An 18,633-nucleotide genomic window follows, 5' to 3' on the forward strand; every position below is an offset into this window, starting at 1 on the left:
CATGCATCAAATCATTCAAGAACTGCAACAGTTGCAACACCAGGCGCGCCAAATAGCCCAGGAGTGTCAGTCGCTGCAGAATCGACTTCAGATGGTGACGGGCGATGTCGAGCAAGAAGAGCAGCGCAGACAGTCGCAGCAGCAGTCCATGATGGGCAGTCAAAGTCGCAGTTATGGGAGTTCGCAGTACGGCGGTACCAATTTGGCGGGGTCCTACGGCTCGCAGTATCAATCAGCTGCACAGTTTGCTTCGGCGTCACAGCCGCAAGGAATGACCACTTCTCAGTATCAGGGCGGCTCGTCCTACATGGGCGCGACTCAGATTCAGGGTTCGTCGTACGGCGCGGCGCGGCCCCAGGGTGTCTCGCAGTACCAGGGGAACGCGAGCGAAACGGCATCGCAGTATCAGGGGATGTCGAACCGTTCGTCTGCCGCTAGTGTCAATCAGACTTCACTCCACGCGGTTCTGCAGGCGGATGCTGCGTTCAACCAACAAAACGCGAGCTTACGTCAGTCAGAACAACCGTCGTACCGTCGTTCGAACTAAGTCGGCCGACGCAAGTCACGGTAGATGTCAATCAGCTATACGCACAGTCTTTAGGGCAGGTGGCTTTATGCCGTCTGCCCTTGTTACGTTGCGGCAACCTGAACCCTTTATGAATCGCGCTGTACGTGGTGTAATGTGAGGGTGGGGTGAGGAGCGTGAAAGAGCAAAGCAGGTCTAGACGTTGGTGGATTCTGGGCATTACCGTTGTCGTGGCAGTTGTGATCGCAGTTGTTTGGCTATGGCTGGCGAACCGCGTAGCAACAGTGCAAGTGACGACCGTACGCACGCAAACCTTGAAGAACCAGGTTTTTACCTCCGGTACAGTCCGGCCTACAGAGCGCCAGGTCATCGACTACACGTCTTTGCCCCAGCCTTTCAGTCAGTTTGACGTGGCGCCGGGAGCGCAGGTGGCGAAGGGGCAGACACTCATCACCCTTCAGAACGCTCCTCAGAAATCTGCATTGCAAAGCGCACAGCAAGCCTACAGCGCTGCAGAGCGCACGTATTCCCAGGCACAAGCGCAGTACAGTGCTGCGCCCGTCACGCTGCAGCCTCAGTTATATCCCGCGCTGATGAATGCACAGGCTGCGGTTGGACAAGCCAAGGCACAATTGGCAAATGCACAAATGGCTTACACTGCGACACTGATTACGGCAAATTTTGCAGGAAAAGTCTTGATGGAGAACCCGATGGGTGTGGCGCCGGGTGGCAGTTCGGCGCCGCTGCTTGAACTTGTTGGTAGCCAGTCGCAGGTGCTCGTGTACGTGTCAGAGGTCGATGCAGTTCGGCTGAGAACCGGGATGAAAGCTACGATTACCAGCGACGCTTATCCGAACAAGACATGGACTGGTCACATCACACTGGTTGCTCCGTATGCAGAGCAGAGTACTTCGGGCAGCGGTCAAGTTGAAGTCGACATCAGCGCACCGACAGGTTTCAACGTACCGCTTGGGTACGCCGTGAACGTGCAGATTGTGAGTCAGACTCACAGGAATGTCCCAGTCGTACCCTACAACGCGTTGGTCCAAGAAGGTGCGAACTACGCCGTGTTTGTGTACCAAAATGGGCGTGTGGAAAGTCGGCCCGTAACCCTTGGAATCACTGGTGCCTCGGTGGTTGAGGTGACGAAGGGACTGACCGCAGGCATGCAAGTAGTAGACAACCCGCCGGCCAATCTCCAAACCGGCCAAGTCGTGCGTGCCCATGATTGAACTGCAGCATGTGAGCAAGCGCTACCGTGTGGGACCGGAAGAGCTTGAAGTACTGCGCGGAATTGACTTGACTATCGGGGAAGGCGAGTTCGTCAGCATCATGGGTCCGTCGGGCAGTGGCAAGTCGACGCTGATGCACATTCTCGGGTGTCTTGACACGCCAACGACAGGCTCGTATAGGCTGCGCGGGCGGGCCGTGCAGATGCTTTCATCGACTGAATTGGCGCAGCTTCGCAATCAAGAGATTGGTTTTGTGTTTCAGAACTTTCACCTGTTGCCGCGCATGTCCGCGCTGCGCAACGTCGAACTGCCACTCGTATACGCTGGCACAGCGAAACGACTACGTCGCGAACGGGCCGAGGCGTTGCTTGCGCAAATGGGTCTGCAAGACCGCATTCACCACCTGCCAAACGAACTGTCTGGTGGTCAAAAACAGCGAGTCGCCATCGCGCGGGCACTCGCCAACGAACCTGCGCTTTTACTCGCCGACGAACCGACCGGAGCCCTAGACAGCGCCACCGGCCAGGACATTATGCAGTTGTTTCGATCCCTTAACGATACGGGTGCAACCGTCGTCGTGATTACGCACGATGCGAACGTCGCATCTGTCGCCGATCGAATCGTGCGCCTGCAGGATGGTCAGGTAACGGATGATGGTCAACGGAGTGGGGGGAGTCAGCCATGAGTGCCGGAGAAATGCTGCTGTCGGCTCTGACCTCGCTGCGAGCCAACCTGCTGCGCTCCAGTCTGACCATGCTGGGAATCTTCATCGGGGTGGCTTCCATTATTGCCATTGTGGCCATCGGAAAAGGCGGGCAAACCGCAATCGTCTCTACCATTGAGAGTCAGCGCGTGCAAAACACTATCCAAATCATCCCGAGCGAGTTGGTAGCGCCCGGGCTTCCTCAACCCGGACAAATTTTGCAGTTCACTCAGTCCGACTTTGACCTGGCCCGTACCTTCCCTGGGGTGCAGAACGTGTATTACACACTGTACGGAACAGCCACCATTCAAACTCCGACTAAGTCCCTGTCCATCAGTGTTGATGGCGGGCCGAGTTACCTGAACGAGATTGGCCATTTTGCAGTCGTGAGCGGTCGGATGTACACCCAGGCAGACGTCATTGCGCACCGTCGCGTTGTGCTCATCAATCAATCGTTGGCGCAAAAGTTGTTTGGAGCACAGAACCCAATCGGTCAGGTAGTCACTATCGGTGGCGTACCCCTGCAGGTCATCGGCGTCACCCAGTCGACACAGGTCAACTTCCTCTCGGCCGTGTACGGGTCAGACACCGCGTACATGCCGGCGACCACCTGTGCAGACTTGTTCCCGAACTGGGGCATCACGGAGATGGACATCCAAACCTACCCAGGTGTCAACAAAGCGCAACTGTCGAAGCGAATCGTACTCGCGCTCAACATCCACGACCACCAGGCGGGTGCCTTTGAAGACAGTTCCGGCTTCCTGCTTGGCATCGAGAAAACGGTCGGTACCGTGACGCGTATTTTGACGCTCGTGGTTGGGGCGATTGCTGGCATCGCGCTGCTTGTCGGTGGCATTGGCGTCATGAACATCATGTTGGTGTCCGTCACAGAGCGGACACAAGAGATCGGGATCCGCATGTCACTCGGTGCAACACGCAAGGCAATTCTGCTGCAGTTTCTCGTCGAGTCAGTGATGATCACGCTCATCGGCGGCGGCTGTGGCATCGGTTTGGGGGTCCTCGTTGCCGCCATCGTGCACTGGGTATCTGGGTTGCCGGCCGCAGTGTCTTGGTGGGCTGTGGTTGGAAGCTTCGTGTTCTCCGGTGTGATTGGCGTGTTGTGCGGGTTGTACCCGGCAAACAAAGCAGCCCGCCTGAATCCAATCGACGCCTTGCGTTACGAGTAAGGCATGGCAATTGGAATGGGGGCTGTTGTCTGATTTACGTGGACCGTGTGCTTGCGCAGTGCGTACCTACATTATCCGTGCACTCTCATTGCACGCAGTCGCCGGATGCGCTCTGCTGTCGGCGGGTGTGTGCTGAATAACTGCACCATCTGCTGACCACGCAACGGGTTTACGATGAACAGGTGCGAGGTCGCTGGGTTAACGCGGTTTGGGATACGCCGACTGTAGCTCTCCAAGTGTTCAAGGGCATCTGCGAGAGGATTCCCATCTCCGACCAATTTCGCACCTGTTGCATCGGCTTGATACTCACGTGAACGGGAAATTGCCAGTTGGACGACCATTGACGCAATCGGCGCGAGAATCACCATGGCGAGTTCTGCGATGCCACCGCCGTCCCGGTTATCGCGATTGCCCATGCCGAACCACATTCCCCACTGCAGGATGTTGGCAATATACGTAATGACCCCAGCCAACGTTGCGGCCATGGAACTGATTAAGATGTCTCGGTTGCGGACGTGTCCAATCTCGTGAGCGAGCACGCCCTCCAGTTCACGCGCTGGCAAAGCGCGCAGAATGCCCTGGGTGACCGCGACTTTCGCGTGTGCAGGGTTGCGCCCCGTAGCAAAAGCATTGGGCTGATCCGATGGAGTGACATAGATTTCGGGCATCGGTAACCCGGCGCGCTGCGTGAGCCGTCGAACCATGTCGTACACCTCTGGCAGTTCCGCCTCCGAGACGCGAACCGAACGCGTCATCGCGATCGCCATACTGCCACTTGTCCAGTAGGCGATGGCGTTCATGACGATGGACAGCACGAGGAACAGCAACATACCGCCTGCACCGCCGATGAAACGCCCAATCAGGACGAGAATGACCGTCATGAGCCCCATCAGAATCCACGTCTTAATCGTGTTCACAGTCGAACCCCCTTCCTGACTCCCACTTCATTTTACTGCGCCAAGGGTCTTCCGAAAAGCACGAGGCGTACAGGCTATTTGTCTGCCCTAAGCTGTTCCGCTATACTTTGTTGTGAGCCACCACCCGGTGGATTGTCATTCGGAAGGAAGTGTCCGGGTTGCGCTTAGGCGTCAACATCGAGTACGACGGTAAAAGTTACGATGTTCTGGAACTGCCTATTGACGGGTTCTTGCATTTGATTCACGGCTTAAGCAAGCAACAGTACAAACAAATCGAAAGTACCTTTTCGGTGTTCTGGCCAGACGAAAGTGTGAGGCGGCATCATATTCTCGGCTTTGTTGCAGACCAGCTCGGCACCTCAATCGACTTTTTGTTGTTGAATCGTGAAGCAGTACGTTTTCATGAAGACGACCTACAGGCGTACATAGAGGAGCACACAAAACAGGGCAACCGTCCGTCCTGACCATAGCGGGGAAGGGAAGGCGCGTTATGTCGGAGTTTCCACCGCACTTTGTGTTTGGTGTTGCCACGAGTGCCTATCAAATCGAAGGGGCCGTCGAAGAAGACGGCCGTGGGCCGTCGATTTGGGACGTATTCAGCCACACCCCCGGTAAGACGGCGAGAGCGCAAACCGGGGATGTGGCCTGTGACCATTATCACCGGTACGTGGGTGACGTCCAGTTGATGAAGGACCTCGGCGTTCAGTCCTACCGTTTTTCCATCTCTTGGCCGCGCGTTCGGCCGGAGGGAGTCGGCAGAGTCAACGAGGCAGGTCTCGACTTTTACGACCGCCTCATCGAGGCCCTGCTGGAAGCGGGCATTGAGCCCATGGCGACGTTGTATCACTGGGACCTACCGCAAGCACTGCAAAATCGCGGCGGTTGGACCAACCGAGACACAGCCAAGGCGTTCGCGGAGTATGCGGACGTCGTTTTCGCACGCTTCGGGGGGCGCGTCTCTCGCTACATCACCGTGAACGAACCCTGGTGCAGCGCGGTTCTCGGGCACGCATTTGGCATCCACGCGCCAGGGTTGCAAGACTTCGGCGCAACAGTGGCAGCAGCCCATCACCTTTTGCTCGGTCATGGCATGGCAGTGGAAGCGTTTCGCGGCCGAAACATGACAGCAGAGATTGGCATCACGAACATCTTGACTGATGTCTTGCCGGCCTCTGCGCGGGCGGAAGACACGGAAGCCGCGGCACGTATGGATGTCTTTCTCAACCGCTGGTTTCTTGACCCTGTCTTTCAAGCATCCTACCCTGAGGAGATTGGCGCCCTGGGTGTGGACAGTGTAGTTCAACCTGGCGACCTCGAACGCATTTCGACCCCGCTTGACTTTGTTGGGGTCAACTACTACCAACGCCAGTACGTTGCCGCAAACCAGGAAGACCCGTTGTTGCGGGCTGCGCTGTTGCCGCCAAGCGGTGAACGCACAGCATCCGGGTGGGGAGTCGAACCGGACGGTCTGGTCCGCGTCCTGCAGCGAGTGACGAGTGGTTATACAAAACTACCCATCTACGTCACGGAGAGCGGTGCTGCGTTCGCGGACGTGCTGGAGGGGGGCGCGATTTACGATGACAAGCGCACCGCCTACCTGGAGCGGCACTTGCAGGCTGTGCTCGCTGCTTCCGTTGCCGGGGTGGACGTCCGCGGGTATTACGTGTGGTCGCTCCTCGACAACTTTGAATGGGCTGAAGGCTACGATAAGCGGTTCGGACTTGTCTACGTCGACTACGAGACACAAGCGCGCACTCTGAAAGAAAGTGCGCTTTGGTATCAGCGAGTCATCGGAACTCGCACCTTGCATCGTGAGGGCTGAGCGGATGCGCCAGGTCTACGTGCTCGCTGCTGGCAATGAACGGGGCGGTGCCGCGTCACACCTCGTCTCATACGCCAAAGCACTGGGGAAGTCCGCTCAACCAGCGGCGGCAGAGGTCACATTCTTAATCGCCGGTAAAGGGGACTTGGACTCCCGTTTCAAGGAACTGGAATCGCACGGTGTGAGAGTGCGGCGAGTGAGCGCAGAGAGTCGCCGGGCCTTTGTGGAGGTTGCGAAAGTTCTTCAAGAAACTCCTGGGGCGGGATTGCACTCTCACGGGCCACGCTGGAACGTACTTGCAGCGCGCATTGCAAAGCGGACAGGTTGCCGGTGGACGTCGACTATCCACAGCCATCCTGATTTGGACTTTTTGGCCAGCCGTTGGAAGACCCTCATCCTGCCTCGATTGCACCGCAGAGCACTTCGCTCAGCGGCAGGAGTGTTTGTGGTTAATCCAGACTTTTCCGCCTTATTTCCGGGGAAACCGTGCAAGTTTGTACCGAACGCGGTCGAACCGATTGTACTGCCTGAACCGCGTGCCATGTATCGAGCCTTGCTCCGACAGCAACTTGGGGTCCCGGATGATGTACCAGTCATCGGAGTGGCAGCGCGCCTCGACAAAGTGAAGGACCTCGGCACGCTCATCCGTGCTGTAAAGAACTTGCGATCTGTGAACGTTCACCTTGCGATCGCAGGTGACGGGCCTGAGCGGGACCCACTTGAACACCTGGCGAAGGACCTTGGTGTAGCCGATCACGTTCACTTCCTTGGCTTTATTTCGGGCGTATCCCAGTTTTACGCCGGGTTGGATGTGCATGTACTAACATCAAGAAGTGAAGGTGCGCCATCAGCCGTGATTGAGGCCGGATGGGTCGGAACACCGAACGTTGGCACAAACATTCCGGGTCTCGTCCACTTGATCGATGACGGTAAAACGGGGGCTCTCGTGCCAGTGGGCGATGCGGTGGCATTGGCCGGCGCCATCTCTGGCCTAATCTCTAACCCCGAACTTGCCAGGTCGTACACGGAGAAGTTTGCAGCGAAGGTGTTGCCGAAGTACCTGCCGGAGAAAATGGTGTCCTCTTACCTGGAGGGCTATGAGACGTTTTTGGGGAGTGTGTCTAGATGAAAGTTGTCATTACTGGCGGCAGTGGTCTGATTGGCAGCGCCACTGCGCGTGCGCTTGTCGCTCTCGATCACGAAGTTGTCATCATCGACCGCCGTGCAGGCGCAGACGTGAATCGTCACTACGCGATTGACATTGCCGATAGCGCAGCTGTCAAAGAAGTGTTCCAACGCGAAAAGCCAGACGCGGTCATGCACCTCGCTGCACAAGTCAGCGTGCCCGTGTCAGTGCAGGACCCAATTGGTGACATGCGCGATAACGTGCAAGGTTCCTTGGCGGTGTTTGAAGCCGCGCGCCACAGCGGTGCGCGGCGCGTCGTTGTGGCCTCATCTGCAGCTGTGTACGGAGATGCGGCTGTTCCGCCAATTGCAGAGACTGTGCCGGTGTTGCCGCAATCCCCGTACGGAGTCGCAAAAGTGGCTATGGAGCAGTATGTCAGCGGGTTTTATAAGGAATACTTCAATTATGGTATCTTCCGCTATGGCAACATTTACGGCCCACAGCAACGGCACCAGTCCGGAGCCGTGATTGCTAAGCTCGCGTACGATGCGGCAACGACTGGACACGTCCGCGTCGACGGCGACGGGACACAAGAGCGTGACTTTGTGCACGTCGATGACATTGCCGCCGTGAACGTGCTGGCGTTGACAACAACCGACAACTGGGTGATTAACATCGGGAGCGGCAAACCGGTGCAAGTACTCGACCTCGTGCGGATGATTGGACAGATTCTGGAGCACAACGTCGAGATTGATTTTGCGCCGACCCGTCCGGGCGACATCCACTCCAGTTACTACGACGTAACGCGCATGCGTCAAATCCTGAAGTGGGAGCCGAAGATATCGCTGCATGAAGGACTCAGGCAAGTCGTTGCGGCCGTACAAAAACAGTAACAAGGCGCGTCAAGACGCCGAGATGGGCAAAACTAAGTGTTGCAAATTGGAGGTTCGCACCTTATACTATCACTCGTAATCTACACCGGGACACACCGGTGGTTCTTTTTTACTTGATGAACGGAATCGGCGTCACTTAAAGGGTTAGGACCTCACCGGACTAACTTTCCCCCGTGGTGAATGAACCGACTCCGCATGCCGAAATGGCATGGATTTCGCTTGAATAGGGGGAGTATTTGTCATGGACACAATGGGGCGTCACGTTATCGCTGAATTGTGGGGTTGCTCGGCTGGTAAATTAAACGACGTACAAGGCATCGAGAAGATTATGGTGAATGCAGCTTTAAGGGCTGGGGCCGAGGTTCGGGAAGTGGCGTTTCACAAGTTTGCGCCTCAGGGTGTCAGTGGCGTGGTCATCATCTCGGAATCGCATCTGACCATTCACAGCTTTCCGGAACACGGGTATGCCAGCATTGATGTGTATACGTGCGGTGATCGCATTGATCCGAACGTGGCGTGTGACTTTATCACCGAGGCACTTGGGGCCACCCAACGGGAGTCCATCGAGGTGCCGCGCGGTGTCGGGCCAATTAACGTGTCAGAAGTACGGTCTCAGTCGTCCGTCCTGTCTGTTTCGCAAAATCATTAATTCTGCCAACAGCCGTTGGTTGCGACTGAACTCGTGGTCATATAAATCAGGGGGTGCCAAGGCGGCACCCCCTTTTGTGAGCCTGATGTTTCCCGTAAGTTAGTGGTCAGAGAAAACTCGTTCATGTCGAGTGGGTAGAGGTCTGTCCATTAAGACTCGGCCGTTTCCTGCGTCGATCACGACGAAGAACTTGTCCTGGTCATCCTCCGCAATTGCCATGTACACGAGATTTGTTCGCATGTTGCGCAACTGAACATCCTCCACCTTCATCCCTGGGTGAGCCTCCAAGACCGCTTTCTGGGCCTGCGCGGGCGTACACTTCGCATACTTCTGGAGTTTTGAGGTGTACGCTTGACGGCTGGCGAGATAGGCCTCACGGAGTACGTTTCGGGAGAGTTGTACGCTCGAGCGAATGTCTGGTGAATGTTCAGCGGGTCCGTCGGCAGGTGTACTGGCTGCATCGAAATTGACATCACGCATGTGCAGTTGAGCCTCGGTACGTGCTTGAAAGGCAGCGACGGGCTTACCGACTCCTTCTGTGTCCACTACGGGAGTAGAAGCGGCAGGAGCCCCAGCAGGAGCGTTGTGAGAACGCCACAGCGTATTTTCAGCCCACACGTTTGGGGTTGAGGCCAGCACGCAGGCGGCAGCCATTGTACCCAAGAACCACTTTTTCAATTTGATACTCCTCCTCGCGAAGAAACTAAGCGTATGCTTTCCTAGCGCAAGGCAATATATGTATAGAAATAGTCCTTGATTTTTACCGTGCCGAGCCAGTATAATAACACTCGTTGACAACGCAAGCAGGTCATCGCGGGGAATTAGCTCAGCGGGAGAGCACTGCGCTGGCAGCGCAGGGGTCAGGGGTTCAAATCCCCTATTCTCCACCACATGTAGAGCCTTCGAATGCCGTGAGGTGTTTGAAGGCTCTTTGCGTGTCGAGCATGTTTGATATATGCCCAGGCATAAAAGGCTGGCAACTTGCGTAATGACCCTGGGTCAATTAAAATGACCTCGGGTCATTTTAATTGTATATGGGGAGATGCATGACATGGTGGAGCGTGATCCGAGGAAAGTGAGAAGGTCGAGTTCTCCAAGACGGCGGTCACCCGAGGAGCGTAAGGAGCAATTGGTGTTGGCAGCCGTTCGTGTCTTACGCGACAGAACTGAGGTTTCAAATTGGGTTTCCGAAGTGACTAAGGAAGCGGATGTGGCGAAGGGGACCTTTTACGTGTACTTCTCGTCTTGGGAAGAGATGCTCGCCATCGTGCGCCGCCGTCTTACCGAACAGGGCAGTCTTCCCATTCGTGCTGCGCTGACCAGCAACCATCCCATCGATTATTGGAGCCTGCTTAAGCAACAGTGTGAGAGCTTCATTGACTTGGCGATGGAGTTTAGGCTGAATCACTCTCTGATATTCCATTCTGCACTCCTTGACCAGCCTGGCGATGCGAGCAGCAGTGCTTCTCTGCTGGAGGCGCTGATCAGACGTGGCATAGAGGATGCGGCCTTCACTCCGGTCGACGTGGAACCCGCAGCCCATCTCCTCTTTGCGGTTATTCACGCTGCGACCGATGCGGTGCTTGCGGGTGGAGACACATCGCGTTGGGTCGCCGCTTGTCTGTCGTTGGCTCGTGGTTACTTGTCCGTACCGGCAAAGTACGAGTCTAGTGGGATCGATCACGGAGAGGGGGAAGGTCGTCATGAGTGAGGCTTTTGATGCGTCAAGTATCCCCCCTCGTCGCAAAATTCTTGTTCTAAGCATCTCCTGCCTGAGCATCTTCATCGTCGGGCTGGATTTGACAAACGTTAACATTGCCCTGCCAACGATTCAGCAGAGTCTCCACACTGGCATTCCAGGGCTTCAATGGACCATCGACGCATATGCGCTGGTGTTGAGTAGCCTACTTCTCCTATCTGGGTCATTGGCAGACAGAATTGGGCGCCGCCGCGTCTTTCAAATTGGATTGGTTGCATTCACACTAGGATCGCTTCTCTGCAGCACGGCGCCAAACATACAATGGCTGATTGTTTTTCGCATGATTCAAGGGGCTGGAGGGTCGATGCTCAACCCAGTGGCCATGTCGATTATCAGTGTCATATTTACGGATGACAAGGAACGTGCAAGAGCTATCGGTATCTGGAGCGGAGTTTTTGGTCTGAGTATTGCGCTCGGTCCAATGATAGGTGGTTTGCTCATAGGTGCGTCGTTGGGATGGCGTTCAATATTTTGGATCAATGTGCCCATCGGGATAATCGCAATCATCCTCACCGCCCACATCGTACCCGAGTCACGAGCCGTAATCCCTCGACGGGTCGATCCGTTGGGTCAGGCCCTCGTCATCCTATTTCTCGTTTCACTCACGTACGCCATCATCGAGGGGCCGTCATTCGGATGGGCTTCGACCTCTATTGTGGGTAGTTTCTTGCTTGCCACTGTGGCACTCGTTGCCTTGGTTGCAGTGGAACAACGACAGAAGGAAGCGCTGATCGACCTGCGTTTCTTTTCCAGTGTGCCCTTCTCTGGCGCCACGGTAGTCGCAGTGTGCGCGTTTGCTGCGATGGGCGGTTTCGCACTGATGAACACGATTTATCTGCAAGACGTGAGGGGTTACTCCGCACTTCGAGCCGGTCTTCAATTCCTGCCAATGGCGGGCGCGGCAATCCTCTTTGGTCCGCTTTCCGGGAGGCTTGTTGCAAAGCGCGGCCCGCGACTGTCCCTTGTGCTAGCTGGAGTGTCCTTGGTTGTTTGTGCCGTTATGCTCACTGGACTGACCGCGAAGTCGTCAATAGCTTGGTTGCTCACCTCGTATGCCATTTTTGGGCTGGGCTTTGGCATGGTTAGCCCCCCGATTACCAACACGGCTCTTTCCGGCATGCCGCGTGCGCAAGCAGGTGTTGCGGCTGGTATTGTCTCTACTGGCCGTCAAGTCGGTCAGACGCTCGGTGTGGCGGTCGCAGGGGCGGTCATCGCGTCTCGCTTACACGGTCCGCTACCTTCGGGCTTCGCTGCAGCCAGTCATACGGGTTGGTGGGTGATTGCCGGATACGGAGTTGCTGTTGCGCTTTTAGGCCTTGTCATCACGACAAGGTGGGCAGACAGTACGGCCGTCACTACGGCGCAACGAGTCTTTCCAAATGTGTCGTGATTGCCGTCGATGTGTGGATTGATGGGAAGGTCCCCTCCCAAGTTCTAGTGTGTCGGGTAAGGTGGAACGAATCCCGGCAGGAGAGCAGCGCGCTGATACACGGAAAGCGTTGAGTGAGTTGCATCGGATTCACCATGGGGTCGTGGCCTTCTAGTGTGGGTCATGATATGTCCCTGGCGTGCGGCACCCAACACTTTTCGAGAAATTCGGAAGAAGGGAGAGTCAGTTGACACTGCAACCGCAGATGTTGTATAGTCAACAATGTTCCGCTCATCAAGGCTCGGTAGCTCAGTCGGTAGAGCAGAGGACTGAAAATCCTCGTGTCGGCGGTTCGATTCCGTCCCGAGCCACCATGTTCGGTTCAAAATATCAAGGTATGCGGAAGTGGCTCAGGGGTAGAGCATCGCCTTGCCAAGGCGAGGGTCGCGGGTTCGAATCCCGTCTTCCGCTCCAAAGGTACTTACAGTGCAGCATCGCGGATGACGCGATTCACGCCCAGGGGTTCACACCCTTCGGGAGGCTAGGGGGGTTAGTTCCCAGCTGGAATCCCGTCCTCCGCATTTTGCATCTCATGGCGCCATAGCCAAGTGGTAAGGCAGAGGTCTGCAAAACCTCGATTCGCCAGTTCGAATCTGGCTGGCGCCTCCAAAAGCGAGAATCATGCTACTACAACAGGGCTCTTTGATTGCCAAGTGTAGTGGGGTAAAGCAGAGGTTTCGTCTGTGAAAAGACGAGACCTCTGCTTGTTTTTGCGGCTGTTCGTCGACGTCCAGCGGCAACAAAATGTTGGAGGTCAGATACAGTCCACGGATGATAGACGACTCGACAAGAGAATCGGGAAGAAGCCTGTCCCGGGGGCAGTGGAGGGCAAAGCGAAGTCGCGCGCTCGTGTATTCTCTTTATTTTTGTACACGTGACGAGCTGCCTACACCCGGTACCCAACCCTCTAACCGAACTAATTGTGCCTCATCATCCGACAAGAAGACTGGGGGGCGAAGCAGAAACCTCTGTTCATCGTATTCCTTCATCCAGGTCACGCAGGCCCGGGCATCGTCTTCGTCTGACCTCAGTCCATCGTTGTACAACGTGGGGTACACTTCCAACAGAACGTGTGCTGCGCGTGGCGGTTCCCAGCCGTCAAACGGCCAAGCAAAAATCGAAATGTCTTTGTCCTCACAGAATCTGAGAAGCTGATGGAGATAACTCATTCCGTACAGGGCCTGCAGTCCTACACTGCCATTACCCCCGATCTGGTAAATCGACTTCATGGTCATACGGTTCAGGGACTGGCAGTACGTCTCGACAAGCCGCTTTTCACGGATGTCCGGTCCGAATGGGAAGGCCGGTTTTGTGATTTGACTGTGGAAATTCGGGCCCCAAAACGGACCCCCCAGGGGGTGCGCGAGGTAGTTCTTGGCGAACCATTCGTTCACTGAGGCAGCCCAATCCCGTGGGAGGGTTGTACTTTCAAATCGCGCGGCAAGCCATTTCAGGGCCTCCTGCGAAGACGCATCTGTGTAGTAGGTCTTCACGAGTTGGCCGTAGTGAGCGACGGGGATGGGTTCTCCGAGTGGTGGCAGCGTGTCGTTGCCCTCCGAGAGGAAGGTCAACAGTTCGCTCCACTGGCTGACCTCTTTTCCCATTAGAGTTTGGTAGAACCCAGACGGGAAGGTGTACGAATGATCAAAACCGAACAGGACACGCCGACCTTCGGTTGTTGCCTTCGCCAATAGGGAGTACATTTTGATCCAAAGTTCCGCCCTCGAAAGTCCCCGGAGTGTCTGGACTTTTCCATGTTGTCTGTCGTATAGAGCGAGCACGATGTGTTTACGCTGTTCACTGATTGGCGAGCTTGCACTGTAGTCCGCAAATGCATAAATGTCAAAGGTCACTTCAACGCTCCTTACCATGTGGTCTACCATCGTGATGGTCAGTGTGACGACCTACGTGCTGGATTGCTCCATGGTGACCTATGGGACAAGACAGGGTCGCCTCAAACAGAGGCGGTGTGAGCGGTGTGTGGGTTTGTTTGGAGCTAGAGTCACTTAGGTCGCCATTTCGGTATGTATATTGGTATCAAAGAGACAAGACATGCAATACGCGACGATTCGACAACGTGTACCATGTGTACAGTCTATAGAATATATTATCTTTGGTCATCTCGGTTGCTATTCGACTGGGACGTGAGCGATTACGACCTCGACCGCGAAGTCAACAGATGACAAATCAAGAGCGAGACCGCCTGGCCACGAAGAACGTTATGTGAGGTGAGCACGGTGAGACAAGATTCGGACCGGATTTACATTCGTAGGCTGGAGATGAACGACCTTGACGCGCTGCTGGATTTACGAGTGCGAAATCGTCTTTTTCTGCAGCCCTTTGAACCCGTGACTGTGGACTCACATTACACGTTAGAAGGGCAACAAGAAGTTTTTGAGAAAGTCCAGCGCAATTGGGAAACTGGTTCTGGATACGGATTTGGGATTTTTCTGACTCACCAAGACCGACTGATTGGGCGTGTTAATCTAAGCAACGTGGTTCGTGGAGCGTGGGAGAGTTGTACACTCGGGTATTTTTTAGATGAGCACAGCAATGGACACGGGTTCACCACCGAGGCTGTTCGTTTGGCAATCGGTTTTGCATTTGGACCTGCGAAATTACATAGGGTTCAAGCGGCGGTGATGCCCCGGAATGTGAGGTCAATTAGAGTTCTTGAGAAGACAGGATTTCGGTATGAAGGGTTGTCCAAGTTCTATCTAAGAATCAATGGCGTATGGGAAGACCATAACCTGTACAGCATTACGCGAGAGCTTTGGGACTCATGAGCTTCTAGTGAGTCAGCTGTTGGGTCTTCGTATCTGACCATGGTAACTGTTAAGCCAGCACCAGTGTTCCCCCCAATCATTCGGATGGCGGTCAAGGACTCCAAGCAGGGAGACGGTAAGTGTCACGGTCCTCTACAGCGAATCATCAGGAAGGTGGTACATCAGGGCTTGCTTGTTACGCAACGTAACGTAGTACAGTGAAGTCGAAGGAAGGGGGGAAGCCGTGTGACGAGTTCGCGGACTGCCAATGGCACACAGGGATCCCTGCTGATGATCGGAGAACTCGCTGAGCGGGCCGGAGTCACCGTTCGAACCCTGCAGTACTACGACCGCATCGGGTTGCTTACAGCCACATCGAGTGCAGGCGGCCGTCGTATGTACGGGCGTGACGATTTGTTGCGACTTCAGCAGATTTTATTTTTCAAGTCGCTGGGGTTTCCGCTTGACGAGATAAGGAACCACCTGATTGGTCGCTCCTACGATAACAACCTCGTTGACGAGTTTGTCCGGCAACGCGACATACTGGCTGAACAAGTAGAACGACTCAGTAACGTGGTGAAGCAACTTGACACTGTTGTTGTGGAACTTCGGTCAGGGCGCGAAATGACTTTCCAGCGGATTCTGGCGATTCTCCATCTCATGAAGGAAGGGAATCCGTACGACTTCGCCATCCGGTACATCGGTGACGGGCAACTTGCCGAGATTGCAGGACGGTTCGGCTCGAATGAAGCTGCACAACACATCACGGAACGAATCAGCGACCTGACGAGTGAGGCACAGTCCTTATACCTTGCTGCAGCCAATCCGGGTGGACCTGACGCACAAGACCTCGCAAGGCGATGGTGGGACATCGTTCGCGATTTTACGGGTGGCGACGAGGGTCTCCTCGCTGCGCTCATGTCGGCGGGAATGGATGTGGACAACTGGCCGGACCACACTGCCAACACTCGCGAAGTGGTCAAGAACTTCGTCGGTCCCGCACTGGAAGTTTACTTGCGACAAATCGGCTTCAAACTACCGGAAGTGGAGGAGCAAGAGCATGACTGACCCCGCAATCGAGGTGCACGGTCTGACAAAGCGGTACGGCACACTCGTTGCTGTCGATGGAATTGACCTGGAAGTGCAACGCGGTGAGGTATTCGGGCTACTTGGTCCGAACGGAGCAGGTAAGACCACGGTCCTTGAGTGCCTCGAAGGCATTCGCAGACCCGATGCCGGGCAGATTCGAGTAGCGGGTTGCGACCCGCAGGCGAATACCCGGGCTCTGCGAAGGAAGTTGGGAGTTCAGCTTCAGGTGTCGTCTCTGCCCGGCCACATGCGCGTGTCTGAAGCCATCTCACTTGTGTGCGCATGGCATGGTGTACCCGTACGGGCTGGACTCATCGAGTCCTTCGGTGTCGAGACCTTAATGAACCGGATGTACGGGAAGTTGTCCACGGGTCAGCAGCGTCGACTTCACCTTTTGCTCGCGTTGGTCATCGACCCTGCGGTGCTCGTTCTAGATGAACCCACAGCTGGTCTCGACGTGCAGAGCCGGTTGGAACTGCACGCGCAAATTCGAGCGGCACAGTCACGGGGCGTGACAGTACTGCTTGCAACGCATGACATGGCGGAGGCCGAGAAATTGTGCGACCGAATTGCCATCATCCTGCATGGGAAACTGGTCTTACGCGGAAGTCCGAGTGAAGTCGCTTTGGCCGGAAACAAGGCGGTACAGGTGCGCATCCGTACAGCAAACGATTCCCTGATGCCGGGGTCTGACCTTCCTGGCGCAGTGTTCACTGGGGCGAAGGACGGGTATTTGGCGTGGCGGTCCACTGACTTGACGAGTACCTTGACCGAACTCTTGAACTATGTGAAGAGCGTGGGTGATACCATTGAGGACCTGCGGGTTGAACACCCCTCGCTAGAGGAGCGGTTTATTCAAGTCGTCGAAGGGGTGGTGAGCCGATGAAAACGTTTCTCTCCTACCTCTGGCTGCAGCTGAAGATGGACGTACGGGACAGAGGCACCCTATTGAACTTCTACTTGGTCCCATTGGTATTCTTTTTTGTTGTCGGGGCTGTGTTTGCGTCTGTGAATCCGTTGATGAAAACGACATTGGCAGCATCGATGTCGGTCTTCTCTGTCACAATGGGTGCCGTCATGGGTTTTCCGGTACCGATCGTCAAGCTCCGCGAAATGGGTACGATTCGCGCCTTTGCGGTAAGTGGCATTCCGGGTTCTGCGGTATTGGCCGTCCACGCACTGAGCGCATTTCTGCACTTGCTCGTGGTTGCCGCCGTGATTGTTGTGGCGGCTCCGCTGGCCTATCATGCAAGTGTTCCTGTTGATCTCGGCTCCTATGCCATCATCCTCGTCGTGTTGTTATTCACCAGCATTTCGATGGGGCTCGCAATTGGCGTCACCGCCCGCAGCCAGTCCACCACCGCGATGTTCTCGATGCTGGTCTTTATGCCCTCGCTTCTGCTCAGCGGAGTGATGTTTCCCGCAACTATGTTACCACGGGTGTTAGAGTGGATTGGCCGTGCCCTTCCCGCGACGTACGTGCTACAGGCCTTTTACGGTTGGGCCTATCACACCAAAACAGATTTGAACCCTGGCATGTCACTTCTCATAGCCGTCATCGTAGGACTCGCACTGTTGACTTACGCAGTGTGGAAATACGGACAGAATAGCAAAATGGAACTTCGATAGAGAGCGTGACGGACTGGCATAACATGCGTAAAGAGTCATCGGATGCCCGATGACTCTTTAGCACTCAACACTAGTTTGTTTGGGTGGTTGATGTTGAACTGGTTTTTTGGAACCAGTTTGTTTTGTTAAACATGTTTTGCACCTTGGAATTCACCTGGGTGTCAAGTTTTTGAGTAACTGCTGTTTGTAAGGTGCTCGGCGAAACGCCATGTGCAGTTGCAATTTGGGCTATGGATTGTCCGCCCCTTAGTTGGCTCACGAGCTGTGCGCGCGTCATATGAAGCTGAGTCGCGACGTAATTCAGCACGTCCATGGCGGCGTTGAACCTCATCGGTTTATGAATCAGGTGTGTGTTTGCCATGACTTTAGGCAACTGAGCGTCTAGTCTCTTCACCAACTTCGCTTCGCGCGCAGTGGTCATGTGACCGTTGCTGACCATCTGTTGCAAGTCACTCTGAATCATTGTTTGTAGATCGCTTTGCAACGTTGATTGGGAAACGTTCGAAGTTGCCGCCACATCGTCGAGCGATTTTCCTGACGACAGATCTTTCATCAACTGTGCCTTCGTGATGTGTAAATCACTGGCGATTTGGTCTGCATTTTCATGTAATAAGCGTTGGGACCAGTTTGGATGGAACTTCCCATGGTTTGTCCAAGATGTCGTAGATGACTTTGCAGGATTTGTCGTTCCTGTACTCGTCCCTGCAAACGCTGGCAGCGAAGCCATTAATACCCCACCTACCATCAATCCTGCTACGCCGCTGGAGATAACGGCCAGCTTAACTTTTCCGATGCCCATACAAAATGTTCCTCCTTCCGTTATTTGCAACTCAAGTCTCAAGACAATGCTTAGTATGTTACGGGGCCGTTGAAATCGCATTGAATTCACCGATCGTTTTCAGGCTGC

19 protein-coding genes and 4 tRNA genes are annotated in these 18,633 nt (G+C 55.1%); 19 read left to right on the forward strand and 4 right to left on the reverse strand.

Features of this window, described 5'->3' with window-relative positions:
• The first annotated feature begins 1 nt into the window (after position 1).
• From JC200_RS16870 to JC200_RS16885, 4 genes are all read left to right on the forward strand, one after another.
• Positions 2–547, forward strand: coding sequence for a hypothetical protein (locus JC200_RS16870; RefSeq protein WP_274432860.1), 546 nt, complete (start codon positions 2–4; stop codon positions 545–547).
• A 155-nt stretch (positions 548–702) separates the two neighbouring features.
• Positions 703–1,758: an efflux RND transporter periplasmic adaptor subunit gene (locus tag JC200_RS16875; RefSeq protein WP_274432861.1), complete on the forward strand. Its 1,056-nt coding sequence runs from the start codon at positions 703–705 to the stop codon at positions 1,756–1,758.
• On the forward strand, positions 1,751–2,443 hold the full coding sequence (locus JC200_RS16880) for an ABC transporter ATP-binding protein (RefSeq protein WP_274432862.1): 693 nt from the start codon (positions 1,751–1,753) through the stop codon (positions 2,441–2,443). The genes JC200_RS16875 and JC200_RS16880 overlap by 8 nt, the downstream gene beginning before the upstream one ends.
• Positions 2,440–3,648 (forward strand): ABC transporter permease, encoded by a 1,209-nt coding sequence (locus tag JC200_RS16885; protein WP_274432863.1) that lies wholly within the window; start codon positions 2,440–2,442, stop codon positions 3,646–3,648. The genes JC200_RS16880 and JC200_RS16885 overlap by 4 nt, the downstream gene beginning before the upstream one ends.
• Positions 3,649–3,719: 71 nt before the next feature.
• On the opposite strand, the gene JC200_RS16890 is transcribed toward JC200_RS16885, so the two are convergent.
• Positions 3,720–4,565: a zinc metalloprotease HtpX gene (locus JC200_RS16890; protein WP_274432864.1), complete on the reverse strand. Its 846-nt coding sequence runs from the start codon at positions 4,563–4,565 to the stop codon at positions 3,720–3,722.
• Between the two features lie 149 nt (positions 4,566–4,714).
• Between JC200_RS16890 and JC200_RS16895 the strand changes: the two genes are divergently transcribed.
• From JC200_RS16895 to speD, 5 genes are all read left to right on the forward strand, one after another.
• Positions 4,715–5,029 (forward strand): hypothetical protein, encoded by a 315-nt coding sequence (locus JC200_RS16895; protein WP_274432865.1) that lies wholly within the window; start codon positions 4,715–4,717, stop codon positions 5,027–5,029.
• A gap of 26 nt (positions 5,030–5,055) precedes the next feature.
• Positions 5,056–6,387: a GH1 family beta-glucosidase gene (locus JC200_RS16900; protein ID WP_274432866.1), complete on the forward strand. Its 1,332-nt coding sequence runs from the start codon at positions 5,056–5,058 to the stop codon at positions 6,385–6,387.
• A 4-nt stretch (positions 6,388–6,391) separates the two neighbouring features.
• A complete protein-coding gene (locus tag JC200_RS16905) occupies positions 6,392–7,516 on the forward strand; it encodes a glycosyltransferase (protein WP_274432867.1) in 1,125 nt (374 codons plus the stop codon).
• Entirely contained in the window at positions 7,513–8,406 is an 894-nt protein-coding gene (locus JC200_RS16910; RefSeq protein WP_274432868.1) for an NAD-dependent epimerase/dehydratase family protein, read from the forward strand. Before JC200_RS16905 ends, JC200_RS16910 begins: the two co-directional genes overlap by 4 nt.
• A 241-nt stretch (positions 8,407–8,647) precedes the next feature.
• On the forward strand, positions 8,648–9,055 hold the full coding sequence (speD, locus tag JC200_RS16915; protein ID WP_274432869.1) for an adenosylmethionine decarboxylase: 408 nt from the start codon (positions 8,648–8,650) through the stop codon (positions 9,053–9,055).
• A 99-nt stretch (positions 9,056–9,154) separates the two neighbouring features.
• On the opposite strand, the gene JC200_RS16920 is transcribed toward speD, so the two are convergent.
• Positions 9,155–9,733 (reverse strand): PepSY domain-containing protein, encoded by a 579-nt coding sequence (locus tag JC200_RS16920; protein WP_274432870.1) that lies wholly within the window; start codon positions 9,731–9,733, stop codon positions 9,155–9,157.
• A gap of 137 nt (positions 9,734–9,870) precedes the next feature.
• Here JC200_RS16920 and JC200_RS16925 point away from each other — a divergent pair.
• The 6 genes from JC200_RS16925 to JC200_RS16950 all read left to right on the forward strand — a co-directional run bounded on the left by JC200_RS16925 (position 9,871) and on the right by JC200_RS16950 (position 12,852).
• Positions 9,871–9,945: transfer RNA gene (locus JC200_RS16925), tRNA-Ala, on the forward strand.
• A gap of 161 nt (positions 9,946–10,106) precedes the next feature.
• Positions 10,107–10,766: a TetR/AcrR family transcriptional regulator gene (locus JC200_RS16930; RefSeq protein ID WP_274432871.1), complete on the forward strand. Its 660-nt coding sequence runs from the start codon at positions 10,107–10,109 to the stop codon at positions 10,764–10,766.
• Entirely contained in the window at positions 10,759–12,204 is a 1,446-nt protein-coding gene (locus tag JC200_RS16935) for an MFS transporter (protein ID WP_274432872.1), read from the forward strand. Before JC200_RS16930 ends, JC200_RS16935 begins: the two co-directional genes overlap by 8 nt.
• Before the next feature lie 277 nt (positions 12,205–12,481).
• Positions 12,482–12,557, forward strand: a tRNA-Phe gene (locus JC200_RS16940).
• 25 nt (positions 12,558–12,582) lie between these two features.
• A tRNA-Gly gene (locus JC200_RS16945) sits at positions 12,583–12,657 on the forward strand.
• A gap of 120 nt (positions 12,658–12,777) precedes the next feature.
• Positions 12,778–12,852, forward strand: a tRNA-Cys gene (locus tag JC200_RS16950).
• 251 nt (positions 12,853–13,103) lie between these two features.
• Here JC200_RS16950 and JC200_RS16955 read toward each other — a convergent pair.
• Positions 13,104–14,096 (reverse strand): hypothetical protein, encoded by a 993-nt coding sequence (locus JC200_RS16955; protein WP_274432873.1) that lies wholly within the window; start codon positions 14,094–14,096, stop codon positions 13,104–13,106.
• A gap of 384 nt (positions 14,097–14,480) precedes the next feature.
• Between JC200_RS16955 and JC200_RS16960 the strand changes: the two genes are divergently transcribed.
• The 4 genes from JC200_RS16960 to JC200_RS16975 all read left to right on the forward strand — a co-directional run bounded on the left by JC200_RS16960 (position 14,481) and on the right by JC200_RS16975 (position 17,726).
• Entirely contained in the window at positions 14,481–15,029 is a 549-nt protein-coding gene (locus JC200_RS16960; RefSeq protein ID WP_274432874.1) for a GNAT family N-acetyltransferase, read from the forward strand.
• Between the two features lie 225 nt (positions 15,030–15,254).
• A complete protein-coding gene (locus tag JC200_RS16965; RefSeq protein WP_274432876.1) occupies positions 15,255–16,076 on the forward strand; it encodes a MerR family transcriptional regulator in 822 nt (273 codons plus the stop codon).
• Entirely contained in the window at positions 16,069–16,983 is a 915-nt protein-coding gene (locus JC200_RS16970) for an ABC transporter ATP-binding protein (RefSeq protein ID WP_274432877.1), read from the forward strand. The genes JC200_RS16965 and JC200_RS16970 overlap by 8 nt, the downstream gene beginning before the upstream one ends.
• Positions 16,980–17,726, forward strand: coding sequence for an ABC transporter permease (locus JC200_RS16975; protein ID WP_274432878.1), 747 nt, complete (start codon positions 16,980–16,982; stop codon positions 17,724–17,726). The genes JC200_RS16970 and JC200_RS16975 overlap by 4 nt, the downstream gene beginning before the upstream one ends.
• 70 nt (positions 17,727–17,796) lie before the next feature.
• Here the strand turns inward: JC200_RS16975 and JC200_RS16980 are convergent, their stop codons facing one another.
• Positions 17,797–18,525 carry a hypothetical protein gene (locus JC200_RS16980; RefSeq protein WP_274432879.1) on the reverse strand — a complete coding sequence of 243 codons (729 nt, stop codon included), beginning with the start codon at positions 18,523–18,525 and terminating at the stop codon, positions 17,797–17,799.
• Between the last annotated feature and the right edge of the window lie 108 nt (positions 18,526–18,633).

Source organism: Alicyclobacillus sp. ALC3 (assembly GCF_028751195.1).
Taxonomy (GTDB): Bacteria; Bacillota; Bacilli; order Alicyclobacillales; family Alicyclobacillaceae; genus Alicyclobacillus_L.